General features: G+C 51.4%; 10 protein-coding genes. 3 read left to right on the top strand and 7 right to left on the bottom strand.

What is annotated here, in order from left to right; translation table 11 throughout:
* Positions 1-29 precede the first annotated feature (29 nt).
* From B036_RS0118910 to B036_RS0118900, 3 genes are all read left to right on the top strand, one after another.
* Positions 30-563 (top strand): GrpB family protein, encoded by a 534-nt coding sequence (locus B036_RS0118910; protein ID WP_020570297.1) that lies wholly within the window; start codon positions 30-32, stop codon positions 561-563.
* 158 nt (positions 564-721) lie between these two features.
* Positions 722-1,576 (top strand): OmpA family protein, encoded by an 855-nt coding sequence (locus B036_RS30065; RefSeq protein WP_020570296.1) that lies wholly within the window; start codon positions 722-724, stop codon positions 1,574-1,576.
* Positions 1,577-1,833: 257 nt separating this feature from the next.
* Positions 1,834-3,498 carry a T9SS type A sorting domain-containing protein gene (locus tag B036_RS0118900; RefSeq protein ID WP_157472223.1) on the top strand — a complete coding sequence of 555 codons (1,665 nt, stop codon included), beginning with the start codon at positions 1,834-1,836 and terminating at the stop codon, positions 3,496-3,498.
* A 155-nt stretch (positions 3,499-3,653) separates the two neighbouring features.
* Here B036_RS0118900 and B036_RS0118895 read toward each other — a convergent pair whose 3' ends face one another.
* From B036_RS0118895 to rpmI, 7 genes are all read right to left on the bottom strand, one after another.
* Complete coding sequence (locus tag B036_RS0118895; protein WP_020570294.1) at positions 3,654-5,654, bottom strand: caspase family protein; 2,001 nt, start codon at positions 5,652-5,654, stop codon at positions 3,654-3,656.
* Complete coding sequence (locus B036_RS0118890; protein WP_020570293.1) at positions 5,638-8,016, bottom strand: hypothetical protein; 2,379 nt, start codon at positions 8,014-8,016, stop codon at positions 5,638-5,640. The genes B036_RS0118895 and B036_RS0118890 overlap by 17 nt, the downstream gene beginning before the upstream one ends.
* Before the next feature lie 3 nt (positions 8,017-8,019).
* Positions 8,020-9,414 (bottom strand): ATP-binding protein, encoded by a 1,395-nt coding sequence (locus tag B036_RS0118885; RefSeq protein WP_020570292.1) that lies wholly within the window; start codon positions 9,412-9,414, stop codon positions 8,020-8,022.
* On the bottom strand, positions 9,411-11,249 hold the full coding sequence (locus B036_RS0118880; protein WP_020570291.1) for a CHAT domain-containing protein: 1,839 nt from the start codon (positions 11,247-11,249) through the stop codon (positions 9,411-9,413). Before B036_RS0118880 ends, B036_RS0118885 begins: the two co-directional genes overlap by 4 nt.
* Before the next feature lie 12 nt (positions 11,250-11,261).
* Positions 11,262-12,023, bottom strand: a complete 762-nt coding sequence (locus B036_RS0118875) for a hypothetical protein (protein WP_020570290.1) — start codon at positions 12,021-12,023, stop codon at positions 11,262-11,264.
* Positions 12,024-12,300: 277 nt separating this feature from the next.
* Positions 12,301-12,648, bottom strand: a complete 348-nt coding sequence (gene rplT, locus B036_RS0118870) for a 50S ribosomal protein L20 (RefSeq protein ID WP_020570289.1) — start codon at positions 12,646-12,648, stop codon at positions 12,301-12,303.
* 118 nt (positions 12,649-12,766) lie between these two features.
* Positions 12,767-12,961 (bottom strand): 50S ribosomal protein L35, encoded by a 195-nt coding sequence (gene rpmI, locus B036_RS0118865; RefSeq protein WP_020570288.1) that lies wholly within the window; start codon positions 12,959-12,961, stop codon positions 12,767-12,769.
* Positions 12,962-13,664 lie beyond the last annotated feature (703 nt).

Raw genomic sequence — 13,664 nt, 5'->3', positions numbered from 1 at the left:
ACTATTGATTCGCGTTATTAAATTAACCCATGCGTCTAATTCAACCGTACACTGAAGATTGGGAGAAAGCCTTTCTCGAAATCTCAAAAGTCCTTGAATCTGCAACAAAAGGCTTAGATGTCACCGTACATCATATCGGTAGCACCTCTGTACCTGGGCTGGGGGCAAAACCAATCATTGACATCGATATAGAGTTGCCAAATGCTGCGGCGTTTGAGAAGGTTTCATCGGCATTAAAGTCTTTGGAGTATAACCACGTTGGCGATTATGGTATCCCTAAGCGGGAGGTCTTCAAGCGGGATGGCCGGGCTCCCGGACATCCGGTCCTGGATCGAATCAGCCACCATTTGTACGTATGTCCGCCCGACAGCCCGGAACTACATCGCCACCTTAGTTTCCGTAATTACCTCAGAGAGCACGCCTGGGCCAGGGACGAATACGAAGGCTTAAAACAAGAGATTGCCAATACTGCTAAGCAGGATAAGGCCGCCTACTCGGAGCTGAAAGAGGTCAGGGCACGGACTTTTGTGGAACAAATTCTGAGCCTGATAAAAAAAGGATGATTGTTTGATTTTAGCCCTCCCGATAGCTGTCGGGGAAGGTGTAAGGAAGATTGGAGGAATTTCCTTTTTCCCGGGGCACAGCCTCCTCTTCTTTGCTCCTTTATCCTTTTCTTTGCACCAGCGGCCGCGCCCACCTTTTAACCTAAATACCATTAACAATGAAGCATTTTTTTCTATTTCTTTCCATCGCGGTTTTATTAACGGCCTGCGGAACCTATACCCCCGGAAATACCAATTACAACAATAGCTCCGCCTTCGCCAACCAGCGAAGCAGTGCTAACTTGCCTGCTAACCCCGATCCAAATAAGTGCTACGTTCGCTGCGTCACACCAGACGAATACGAGGTGTACGAGAAAGAATACCTGACCTATACCGAGGAGGAAGCAAGGGATTTTCCTCATAGGCTGACGCAGTTAACGATCATCCCTGAAATGAGTCAGTGGGAATCGACTACTTACGAAGGTTGTAAATCTGACGATCCCGATGATTGCCAGGTACTATGCTTCAAAACCTACCCTGCCGTTAAGGAGACTATTTATAGCCCAATCGATACAACACTGGGAAATCCTTTTTGGAAGATCGTAGAATTTGAGGAGCTGATTGAAAAAGGTGGCCTGACCAGCTACGAAGAAATTGACTGCGAGCTAACCAGCTATAATGAATTGCCCATCACTTTCGCGGATGAATCTGCTGCGCTTTCTAAAGACAACCGTTACGTCGTAAATGAACGCCTGCTAAGCCTGCTTAAGGAACGTCCGAATTTGCGCATCCAAATCAATGCCCATACCGATTCCCGTGGCAGTGCGGGGGCAAATCAGGTCCTGTCTGAACGACGGGCAAAGGCTATTGCCGACTACCTGGTTACCCAAACGGTTAACCGGGCCCGGATAGTTAGCCGTGGTTATGGCGAAAGCCAGTTGAAGAACCGTTGTGCCGATGGCGTTAACTGCTCAGAATACGAGCACAGCGTTAATAGCCGGGTTGAATTTCGGGTCTTGAATGTTGATATTTAAGCGTCGTCAAAGAGGTAGTACAAGGAATTGGTTTTTAACGCTCTGTTCCGTAAACCATTTTTTGCACCTGCGTTCGCGCCTTCTGACTATCTGGAAATTCAGGCGCGGCCGCTGGTGCAAACCAGGTTAAATAGCAAGATGATTGCCTGATTTTATCGATTTAACACCTCTTACTGTAACGTTTGCCTTTCAAAAATCATAAAAGTGTATTGCCAGTTATCCGATTTGGAGACCGGTTCATCCCTAATTCGCTTTTTATGAAAACCAACTTGACCCTTTTTTTTCTCCTTTTCGTAACCTCCCTGACTTTCGCCCAAAATGATATTTGTGGCATTGACCTCCGCTCCGGTACGCGTACTGGCGCTTACGCTGCGGGGGAAAAGGTTTACGTCGACTTTGATTATACCATTGATGAACCCGGTGGTGCCCGCATTTTCGTGCGACCTTTCACTGATGGTGCACTCACACCGGGCTACAGTGCCTCCGGTTCTCCGGTATACACCGGTACGGGTAATTCGGAAGCCAATTTTACCATAAATACTGCTGGTCCAACGGTCGAAGAACTACGTTTCCTGGTCACCAATGCTGACCAATCTGAAACCCTCCGGGAATTTTACGTGCCCGTGCATTACGAGTTCTACGAAAATGGTGTCCATGACTTTGCCTTCTCTGCCGATCAAGCGGTCGCCTCTTTTTTACTGGGAGAACCCGTAGAAGTTTCCTTCGATTACGACATCCGGCACACTGGTGGTGCGCGTATTTTTATCCGCCCTTTTACCGACGGTGCCCTTACGCCGGGCTACGGTGCAAGTGGGTCCGCTCTTTTCACCGGAACGGGTAGCCAGACGGTTAATTTCCGGATCAATAGTGGCGTCAATGTCCGGGTGGATTCCCTGCGCGTCAGGATACTGAACGATGATCAAAGCACGCTACTCCAGGAGTTCTTCATCCCCGTGAACTGGTACTGGAGTACCGTAAAAGTAACCGACGTTACGATGCTCGGCAGCCCCTTCGCCCCGAACGGCGAAAACCGGACCGTCGAGTTTGACTATGCTACCTCCGAGGCTGCGGGCGTACGCATATTTCCGCGCCCGGTTACTAACGGAGGCCTTACTCCCGGCTACGGAGCCTGTGGTTCCGGAGTGTATATGGGAACGGGTGACAGCGACTGTGGCTTTACTATTTCTGCCAATAACCAGCGGGTGGATCATATTCGTTTCCTGGCAGTTAACCCTGATCAATCGGAGACGTTGTTGGAGATATTTTATCCTACGGACCTCTATTTCGGAGAGCTGCAACTCAAGGACCTGGTGATGTGCCCACCGAGCCCTGCCCGCCTGCCCCATGACGAAAAGGTCAACGCCTACTACACGCTCAACAACCAGACCGCTTCCAGCGTGAGGGTATTTATGCGCCCGCTTAAGGAAGGAGAATTAGTTGATAATTATGCTGGTAGCCCTTCAGGAGTTTATCGCAGAGGAGAAACACCAGTCGACGATTTTTTCACCGTTACTGCCCGTGACCGCCACATCGACCAGGCAAGATTCCGGATTACGAATGTCGATCAATCCCTGACCCTGGCTAATTTTATCCATGACGTTGATTACACCTACGGTGCGCCAATGACCGTCTCCAGTGCTTCTCCGCTCGCTCAGGAGCGGGTGACCTGGAAGGTATTCCCCAACCCCATGACGGATCGCGGCCAGCTCTCCATCACTCCGGCCAACTCCCACACGGTTGATGTTCGATTGGTAGACCTGCTGGGCCGCCAACTGATGAGCTGGCCCGCTCAGCAACTATCTGCCGGTGTCGAAACCCGGCTTAATCTCGACCGTAGCGCGATGAACCTGCCCACTGGCACCTACTTTCTCCACCTCCGGGGAGAAGATTATGTGGTAACGGAGACTGTGGTGGTACAGTAAGTAGTTTGTAGTTCAAAAGCTACCTGTATGGCCAAATGAGCCTGAAATTGATTTCCCCGGCTTCGCTCGGCGACCCTTCCTGCGCGATGATCTTCCGCACCTGGGATCGGTCGCCGAGCGGAGCCAAGGCGATTTAGATCAAGCTATGGATGATGTTACACTGTACTAGAGCCCTCCAGCTTAAAGTCAAACCTGAAGGTGCGGGTGATCCAGTCCGGTCCCGTCCGTCGGGGCTTATAAGGAGTGATGGACCGGAAATTTTTTTCGCGGGAATGCGGGTGGGGTAGCGCCTGTAACTCAAACTCCTGGACGGCTGACTTCAACGCTGTTTCGTTGGTGGAGGCGATGCACTTAATCCAGATGCTGTCTACCGGCCAACGGTCCTTTACCATATAATCATTGGGCTCGACTTGTAGTTGCCCGGGGTTACGCCGGTCATTAAAAATGGCCGTAGAACTTCCGGTAGGCAGGGCGACTACGGAAGGGGTAAGAAACTTACTGGTACATAAGAAATCACGGCCAAAGGCCAGGAGAGCTACGAAAAGCTCCGTATCGTGGGTGTTCCTGATCCGGAAACTAATGGTCCGATGTTGCCCCTCTTCGGCATCCGGTAAGAAGGTCAGTTGATGGTATTCCCGGTCGGGCAGTTCCGTCTCCTGCTCGTTTTCGTCCAGGACACCGAGGGTGATTTGGAGGGGGAATTTTTTGAATCGGAACGGTGCAGGATTTTCCAGGTCGAGCAAGCGGTGCCACTCTACGAGGTGATCGAAGTAGCGATTCCAGGTCAGGGTGAAATTTGTGTCATCAAGCTGAACCGGGTGAATGAGCGGGCGGTGATCGCCGGGCAGGGTAAGCCAGGATTTCTCCTCATCGGCGGATAATTCATACTTCGCGGCTGCGGCATTGCCGGTGATTTTCAGCGTTGATTTTTCGGAGAGGAGTTTGGTCAGGGCCGCAATTATCGGTGCCGGAGCATGAGCGGCAAAGGAAACGAGGATCGGAAGGGCCGGTAGATGTTGGGTGCTGGGAACACCTCGATAGGTATTCGTTGGATCAGGCGCGGCCGCAGGTGCAAAGGAAAGTTCGCTGAAGGCAAGGTTTACCCGGCTTACCTCAGCCGCCAACTGACCATCAGGGGTATCCACTAATACTTTAGTGCCAATCTGAGTTAATCCACTGATGCCACCCATATTGATGACCCAGCGAGCCTCACCATCTTCCGGCTGGTTGTACTGCACAATGCCGTAGTTGGGGCGGGGTTCCACGGCCTTTCCCAGAAAGGTGCTGAAAAGATCTTCCGGGTTAGTGGAGGGGTAGGCCTCCGGCTGTTGGTCAAAACGGCCGCGCAGGTTATTACTTACTTCGGCCTGCAGGTCACGGTAGGTAACTTTTCCTCCGGATTTTCGCAGCGTGGTCACCAGGCTTTCGGTAAAGGCACCCCGGTTGGTCTCCGTATTCTCGTAGGCAAACTCTCGCCCACGGCAGGCCGCCAGCTGTACGTGCCGCCCTTCGGGCAGCCAGGTAGACAGCGGTTGCACCTCATCGTTGATCAGTGCTTTGGCTTTCAAATCAGCCCAGAAGAAAAACTGGTTCAGGCTCCGACGGGGAAAAGCAGTGGCGCCATTGCTCGGTGGCGTAAACCGGCGGACCACCTGCGGCAGCGCACTCCGGGTATTCTCCCCCGAGTTGCAGCAGTCGAAAACAGCACTTACGTGGGCACCCTTGCTACTGGCTTCGTGGAGTAAGTACCGGAGCTCTTTGTCGGCCAGCAGGTTGGTGGTCAACTCCCCTTCTTCGTCGATCTTCACCCCGTCGTAGCACACCAGGCATTCCAAGAGGTTATTGGTTTCTGTGGTCCAGACGGAGGAGTGGGCGTATTCCCGGGTACCGTGCCCGGCGAAGAAGAGTAATACACTGTCTTCTGGCCCGGCCTTGCAGAAGTGCTCCAGGCAGGCGACGATGATGTTGTCCTTGGTGGCCTGGTCTTCCTTCAGCGTCCGGATATCTACTGTGAAATGATCCGCTTCCACCTCTTTCAGGTAGGTCTCCATGTCCCGCAAATCAGCAATTGTTCCGGCCAGCTTACTCACTGGCGACTGGTAATCGCCGATGGCGATGAGGAGGGCGTATAGGGTGGGTTTAGTCTTTGATGCCATAACGTTCTTTTTCTCCGGGGCGCCAGGTGTTTAGGTGGGGGTTGTTGGCCAGGTGAGCTGGGAGGTCGGTAGGGTTGGTTAAAAGTTTCAATAGATCAATATCGGCGATAAAAAGACCGATTTTACTTTTGATTAAAACGTATGTTCCAGCCGAGTCTAGAACCGTCAGCGTTGGCGAAGAGAATTTATTATAATTATTGCGGGTACGGTTCTCAAAAGTAACGTTCAGATTAAGGTAATCCTCATGGTAATATTGATGATCATAATTCCAAAACTGTGTAAGGAGATTAGGTTGACCAAAGAATGAATGAAATGACAGTCTGGAATAGCTGCCGAGCGGAATGGTGTCGATTGTTTTTAATGAGTTTATAACGGGATCAATTTTTTTTATCAATACCGTTTCATCGGTGCTTTCCTCATAAATATTTAACTGTGCCTCATTTGTGTAAAGTATTTTAGAGGATAGCTTGCCCTCTATTTTCCGAAAACCATTTGCCCCTGCTATAATGGCATTGTAGCCACCTGATTGGTTGAGGTGGACAAGCAAGCTATCTGAACCTAAATAAAAATACTTATGAAGATCATCGTCATTGCGGCTCCATGCTGGTACAAAGTCATATTGAAAGGATAAAACAGTATCAGGCCTAATAGAGAAAGCACTGAGAGATCCCATTTTAGTGGACACGCAGAGCAAAGTCCCTTTATCATTAAAGCTTATTTTGGGCCTCCTTTGTGCAGACTTTTGCGCGTCAATTTGCAAGTGCACACCTGTTTGGAATTCGCGCGCTCCCTCTTCGCCAAAACAAGTAATCACAAATTCTTTGTTAAAGTTCAAATGAAGAGTAACCAAATTTTCTCCCTGACTTATGGCCATAGGTTCATAATTATTGTAATAATCGTAAGGGCTACCACGGTATAGCTTCAATTCCTTTAAATAAGGTTTCGTCCCGAAGAAAAGGATTTGAAATCTTCCATCCTCAGAGAATACTAATCCCTTTCCGTTTGGCGTGGTCTTTAATTTGGGTATCCCATCCATTTCTGACAATGGAGCAAATTTCATGCTAGTTACCGGAATTATTTGATCTGGTGAAAGTTTGAAAACGGTTGTCGACCCGGTCTCTGGGACCTGGAGACTGAGATAGGTTTCGTTGTTTTCAGAAGTGCAGAAAGCGAAGTTAAGATAATTGTGTTTGAGGGGGATCGGTATAGTATGTATTCGTTGTGGCCGGCCAATGGAATTTTCCGTTAACTGAGCGCAACTGATCAATAAACTATCTCCTAAGTCATATAAAAAGTATAAGTGCTTTTCGTCTATTGAGTACCTCAAGGCTAAAAGGTCAAATTTCGCGTTCAGAACAGTAAGATTCTCCAACTCAGTCCCCATGGAGTAAGCTATCTCTTTATAGGATTTTCCATCTAGCTGCCGCCGTGCCACCTTCAGTTCATTGTCCTCGATCCAAGAAATGAAATTTCCGGATTGGCTGGGGAACTGTCTCGCATATTCTTCATTCTGTCTAAATCCTTGTAGTTTGGAATTCTTGGTCAGGGTCTGTATTGTCAGTGAAGGAATGTGGAGTATTTTTAAATCTTTTGCGCTCGAGCTTTCTGTACAATAAAAGACAAAGGGGTAATGCACAGAGAATTCAGAATAATCGCGAAAGCTAAAATCCGGCACCGCCCTTTGCAAAAAACTATCCTGCCGCAAAATCCGGGCATCAGTAGGATGCAACCTCAATGCTTCCTTATTAAGCCGATAAGCCAATTGTAAACTATCCTGCCCAATCTTAGTCTCCGCCACCTGAGCGTAGTAGTCCGCGAGCCGCTCGTTCAACTCCTTTTCCTTCTGCTGGTTTTGCCACCAGAAAAAGGCCGCCAGCGCGATTAATGCCACCCCAATAACGCCTAAAGAAGTATAAAACAGGTTCTTTACCTTCAGCGTCTGTTGACTGGTCTCGATGTAATCATTCACTAACTTCGGGTCTTCCCACTGGATGTCCTTTTTGTACCTGTCGACCAGGGCCAGCTCGTCTGGTGCCAAAAGAAATTGCCGGGCGAAAGAAGCTTTGTTTTTATGGAAATAATCAAGTAAATAACTGATTGGAAGTAGGAATGGCAGGAAAGCTGCTGCGTAACTCAGCCAACCAAGAAGTTTGTGGTTGAAACGCCAGGTCCTGCCCAGAAACCCATCGTCGGTTTCCATTTCCGCAGCGATTTTATTGATCTCCTTACTTCGTTCCGTGCTCTGGAACATCTTGTCCTCCACCAGTCGCTTCACCCTCCGCCGGCCCAGCTGCTCCGCGCTGGCCTGTTCGAAGACGCGCTTCGCAATCCGGTCGTGCCGTATTTCGTGTCTGGTTGCCATGGGTCAGGATTCGTAGCTGTTGATAATCTTGTATTCGGCCAGTTTTTCCAGGCAGAAACGGATGTCTTCGGGTGTAATACCCCTTGATTTAAAAAACGGCGAGTTCAGGATAGTCTCCTCGTCGGTAGCCCGCTTGGTACCCTGGTCGGTGACCAGGCGGAAAAGGACTTCCAGGGGGATGCTTCGCGCCCTGGCCATCAGGGCCTTATTCTCGGGGGTGAAATTGACCGACTCCCAGGGGTCTTTAAACTTCTTTTTGGTACGCTGCGCCCTTTCCTCCGGAGCTTCCACCTCAGCGGTGAAATGGACCGTTGCCCAACGCTCCACCAGTTCCCGTTCGATGGTACGCAGGCTTCCTTCCAGGAAGCCATCGATGACGTTGTCCAGCTGGTTGTTGGCAACGAGTTCGGGGGTGAAGATGGCGGGTACGTCCGGAGGGAAGGTGGCCAGGAGGCGTTCCAGGTAAATCTGCAGGTCAATCAGGTCCAGGCTGTGATCACGGGTATCGCGGACAGTTTCAATGATGGCCTGGACGGTGGCTACTTCTGCAGCATTTTTTGTTTCCGGAGCAGGGTCTTCCTCGCCAAGGTAGACATTACGGAAAGCCTCCTGCTCCCGCGAGAAGGTGGCCGTCCCCCGGATGACTTCAGCAATCTCCCGTTCGCCCATCCGCTCGATCCGCATCCGGTTCTGATTGAGTTCGGGGACGTAGTGCTCGAAGACGTTCATTCGCGCCCACCATTCTTCCCGGACGATGAGTATTATGCGGATGGAGACCCGCGTGCTGTCGAGCAAATGCCGGACGACCTGGTAGAAGTTGTGTTTTTCTTCTTCCCACCGTTCCTGGGCGGCAGGGTCAAAGGTTTCCCTTCCGGTTTCGGTGAAGGGGTTGATGGTATAGAGTTCCTCGAACTGGTCGAAGATGAAGTAAATAGGACGATATACGCCGTAGTAAACTTGTTCGATCTGCAGCTCGAGGTTATCGATGGCGCTGAAAGCTTCCCAGGTGGGTAGTTCTGAGGTGGTCTGCTTGCGGCGCAGCGCGCGCCGCGTGCGGGTGGGATTGGCTTCCGCTGCTCCTTCAACCTCCCCTGCACCTGCGGCCGCGCCCTGCTGCTCTGCCGCCAGCCAGGCATCGTATAATGACCTGGCCATTGCCTGCGTAATTGAATTGCTCCGGCGTACGTAGACCGGCAGCCACTCGCGGTCCCGAAACCGGTTGGCCAGCCCACAGCGGACCAGGCTGGACTTCCCCGTCCCGCTCAAACCATAAAGCAGGGTTAGTTTGCCGGACAACACCCGGTTATAGAGCTCGGTCAGCTCCGCCTCGCGCCCGAAAAAACGGCCGTAATCTTCCTGGGTGAAGGCATCGAGGCCTTTAAATGGACTGTTTTTCATAGGCCCAGATCTTTACGGAGGTAAGTCATTTGGGTATTGACGTCGGCCAACATGGGCTGTCCGCCACCGGCAGGTCGCCGTCGTCGGTTTCCACCGGCACGCTCCTGGACGCGCACTTCGAATTCGTCAGACCGCATCCTGGTGTCCACGTAATCACCGGTAACTGGTTCCCCTCCAAAGGGCGGCCGGTTCGTGGTGTGGAAACCATGAACGCCACTGGCATCGGTAAAGGAAAAAGTGAAGATGCGTAGCGACCGCTGCCCCTCAGGCGGCGAGGTGGCGTAGTAGGTGTACAGGTCGATGATGAGCGGCGAAAGGCAGATAAAAACCGGTTTCCCATGTAATGCCGGTTCGCGTCGGGTCAGGATGACCGACCGGGAGTAATAGAACTCCTCCAGGTCTTCCGTCATTCCGCGTAGGGTCAGTTTGCTGTTGCCGTTGGCGTAGAGTTTTCCCAGAGCATGGCTGAAGCTGGGCGGGGATCCTCGCTTGGAATCCACGCCGATGTTGCGGACGGCCAGCATCTGGTAGTTGACCAGAAAAGAACAGGCACGGAGTAGTGCGGCCAGGTAGTATTCGGCGTCTTCGCCGGAGGCCGGATCAGCCGCCAGCTGATCAAGCTCAGCTACTGAGGTAAGGCTGGAGAACAGCTTACGCGCGCTCATCAGATCGGCGTCACTTTCCAGCTTTTCGGCCAGCTGTCGGAACTCAGGAACTACCCGGGGAAGCCCCCGCCCACCGGGCAGTTTCGCTAAGTATTGCTGCCAGGCGAGGAACCGTTTCCAATGATTGATGACGGGGTAAATCTCTTGGTCTTCGGAGTGAAACGCCTGGGGAGGTGGCGGGCTGTCTTCGCGGATGTGCCCGTGCTCCAGGAGCCACCACCACTCACTTATCGCCACGTAGTGCAGGGTTTGCCCGAGGGCGAGGTAGGTGTTGGTAAGGAGTTCGATGCGTACGCGCAGGTCGGTGGCTTTGCACAGCAGGCTGAGGTGGTAACCGATCGTCCAGGGGTAGCTCTCCACCAAAATGTCAAAGAGTTCGCTTTCGTAGTGATCGGCTTTTTTGACCCGCTCGGGAATGCTGATGTCGTGGTAGGCCAGGGCCGTCAGTACGTCGAGAAGGTAGTAGTTGTCGGTAGCCTGCTCCTGCTGAAAATTAGATTTGGCGACTTTGGTCAATATCTGGCCCTGGTACCAGGGTAGCCGGTAGTTGGCGCCGTCGTTGCCGGTTTCCGGGTTGAGGTAGAGGCCCCAGGGGAGTTGGTCGGGACGATCATCTGAGGGAGACGAAAAAACGGCCCGGGTGACGGGGGCTTGGGCGAGGTGGACATTGCTGAGCGAAAGTTGGTCGCGGGCAGCCTGGTAAGCGGCTCCCAGCGTAGCGCGTTCGCTGAGGTGGCGATAGAGCGTCTCAGAAAACTCCCTCGCCTGGTCGTCGTTGATGCTGGTGGCTGTAGCGATGACGGCCTGAACGCCGATGCGCAGCCAGTCGTCAACCTGTCCGAGGGTGGAACAGCCATTTAGAAAAACAACTTTTGGTACTGTCTTGCCCCGGAAGTAATTACAGATTCCTTCAGCCATGGCTGATTGGCCGTCCAGGTCCAACCCTCCGCCATCAGCGTGGCCGGCGTAGTGGAGCAACTCAATGGTGCCAGCGTAACTTTCCAGATTTGCGGCCACGTCGGTGACGTTCGCGAAGCCTTGCAGCTTAAGCGTCAGGTCTCCCTCCCGGTGGAAAGGATCGAGAAGGGTCTCCAGGGTATTCAACTCCTTTTGTACGGAGGGAATACCACTGATGCCCCCGATGGTTAGTAGGACGACGGGGCGGGACAAGGGGACTGGGTTTTAAACTAGATCGTATTCGTCATCTTCAGGTTCAAGGGTGGTCAGGGCTGATTTGCCTTCAGGAACGACCACCTCCCGAATATCCATGGTCGGAGTGCCCAAGCCCAGGAAGCCGGCATCAACACCCATCAACTTGTACAGTGGTACGATGTTTTTCGCTCCTAGAATTTTTGTTTCCATCTTTTTGTCCCCAACAATGGTTAGGCCCGCGTCAACATCAGCAATGTCGACCTTGCCGGGGCTGAGGTTTCCTTTTGCCTTCAGTTCTATCTTAGAGCCAGCGGTCCGGGAGATAAATACCGAGGTAGAATCCGCAATGATGATGTTAGTGACCAGTACGTAATCCTTATTCCATTTTCCTTTGGCGTAAAGTTTTAGGATGGCCGATTCCACCTCCGCCATGTTGTTAATCTGTTGGTTGGTGGTTTTGTTGGCTTTAAAAGCCACCGCATTTTCCTTGGTGAACTCAATAATGATGCCTGCGTCGGCGTCTCCAAGGACTTCAGCTACGTCCGATATTTTACCGGCGAGTTTAGTGGAAAACTTCACGCCACCTTCGGTATTATGTTCCAGGGTACCCTCTCCTTCACTAGACAGTGTTTCCATTGGAATAGCCAGTTTTTCAAGGCTGGTGTAGGGGATGAAAGCACCGGCATGCAGTTTGCCTACGGCACCAATTTCAAGGGGTGCATTCGGTTCCCAGGTAGCCCGGTAACCGAATTTTTTCATCTCCTTTTGATAGGTTTTTACGGGAGAAGCCATGTGTATGAGTGTTTTTCTTTATGAATGTTGCTACCAAACTAAAGAAAAAGTAACTAGTTAAAGAAGTTGGACGAAAAAAATCTTGAAAATTACGCTCAACGTACCATTGTGGGTGAGTAAGCGTAGCGCTGAGAGGAACCTGCGGTAGCTATTAACTACGCTGCTGCCTGCGGCGGTCAATCATTCACCCCTTCCCTTATTCACCAAAAAAAGCCCCGCCGATCCAAAGATCAGCGAGGCTCTAATTTATGTTCTTAGAACAGAGGAAGTGACTCCTCTACTTCTTTACACTGTCGAGTACAGCCTTGAAAGCTTCCGGGTGGTTCATCGCCAGGTCAGCGAGAACTTTGCGGTTGAGGCCAACACCTGCTTCGGTAAGGCCGTGCATAAGACGGCTGTAAGTGGTGCCGTTCTGACGAGCGGCGGCGTTGATACGCGCAATCCAGAGGCGGCGGAAAACGCGCTTCTTGTTACGACGGTCACGGTAGGCATAACCCCAACCTTTTTCAACGGCGTTCTTGGCTACGGTGTAGACCTTGGAACGTGCGCCAAAGTAACCTTTGGCGGCTTTAAGATAGCGCTTGCGGCGCGCGCGGCTTGCAACCGCATTTACTGAACGTGGCATATAGCTCTGTTTTTGTACAGTACGGAGACCGATTGGTTCTTTAGGCCCGTACTCTCGTGGAAAATAGAGATTCCTCGCTGGGAATTTCTTGGGTGACTTTGGTCAAAGTCGGGGTTCCTTACTTACAAAGAAGGCGCTTGATTCGCTTCTCATCCGCTTCAGAAACCAGGGCACCGTCACGGAGACGAAGCTTGGCGCTGTTGGACTTGTTGCGCATCATGTGCGACGTGTAAGCTTGGAAACGCTTTACTTTACCAGATCCGGTAAGCTTAAAGCGTTTTTTTGCACCACTGTGCGTTTTCATCTTGGGCATGGCTCAAGTTTTTTAATAAGGAGCGCAAAGGTACACAGACGCAAGTTCTTTACCAAACGAATTTTCGATGTTGTTTTCTTTTGATCTGGTTGATTGATCATGCCTGGAAATTCTTGATGAAGCTGAGTGGTTTGGCAAACAACCTGCACGGCTTCGGATCAGCATCTTTGGGCGGGGCCGCAGGTGCAAAGGGAAGGGGGGAAAGCAGGGGAGGGGTTGACAAATTTGTACTGCGCCAGGCCGGTTGGTGACGCCGTAGGCGTCGACCTTTAATTGCCCCGGGCGAAAGGCCGTGCAGCGGACTTTTACCCGGGGCTTAAATGAGGGGCTATGCTTTTTGCGGCGCAGCGCGCCGCCCTTGCTCTTTAAGAAACACACCTTGCACCCGCGTCCGCGCCCTGCTTTTTCTCAATTCTTGCCAGCTTCCTGCCTCATGGGGTGTAAACCAAACATGAGTCATCCCGAATTTTGGCGATGACAAAAAATTAGGCCTTTTGTGTATTTTCGAGGAGTTCTCACACTTCAAGAAAAACTCAAAAGGCCTATGTTTTTAAAGTTACTGCAAGATAAAGCAACTACTCCAATAAAGCGAAAAGCAGGTCCATTTCTCCTTCGTCAAGTAGATCGTTACACCCGTCAGATAAGGGTAGATTTGGATGCTGCTATTGATAAGCGACTGGTGGGGACTTTTTTCAACCTATTC

It is taken from the genome of Neolewinella persica DSM 23188 (assembly GCF_000373105.1).
Classification (GTDB): Bacteria; Bacteroidota; Bacteroidia; order Chitinophagales; family Saprospiraceae; genus Neolewinella; species Neolewinella persica.
Note: the sequence above shows the minus strand (reverse complement) of the source record. Positions and strands in the feature narration are given on the sequence as shown.

What these genes read in the sequence shown, in the direction of transcription:
- B036_RS0118910 (WP_020570297.1), top strand. Translation starts at nt 30, where the DNA reads ATGCGTCTAATTCAACCGTACACTGAAGATTGGGAGAAAGCCTTTCTC.
- B036_RS30065 (WP_020570296.1), top strand. Translation starts at nt 722, where the DNA reads ATGAAGCATTTTTTTCTATTTCTTTCCATCGCGGTTTTATTAACGGCC.
- B036_RS0118900 (WP_157472223.1), top strand. Translation starts at nt 1,834, where the DNA reads ATGAAAACCAACTTGACCCTTTTTTTTCTCCTTTTCGTAACCTCCCTG.
- B036_RS0118895 (WP_020570294.1), bottom strand. Translation starts at nt 5,654, where the DNA reads ATGGCATCAAAGACTAAACCCACCCTATACGCCCTCCTCATCGCCATC.
- B036_RS0118890 (WP_020570293.1), bottom strand. Translation starts at nt 8,016, where the DNA reads ATGGCAACCAGACACGAAATACGGCACGACCGGATTGCGAAGCGCGTC.
- B036_RS0118885 (WP_020570292.1), bottom strand. Translation starts at nt 9,414, where the DNA reads ATGAAAAACAGTCCATTTAAAGGCCTCGATGCCTTCACCCAGGAAGAT.
- B036_RS0118875 (WP_020570290.1), bottom strand. Translation starts at nt 12,023, where the DNA reads ATGGCTTCTCCCGTAAAAACCTATCAAAAGGAGATGAAAAAATTCGGT.
- rplT (WP_020570289.1), bottom strand. Translation starts at nt 12,648, where the DNA reads ATGCCACGTTCAGTAAATGCGGTTGCAAGCCGCGCGCGCCGCAAGCGC.
- rpmI (WP_020570288.1), bottom strand. Translation starts at nt 12,961, where the DNA reads ATGCCCAAGATGAAAACGCACAGTGGTGCAAAAAAACGCTTTAAGCTT.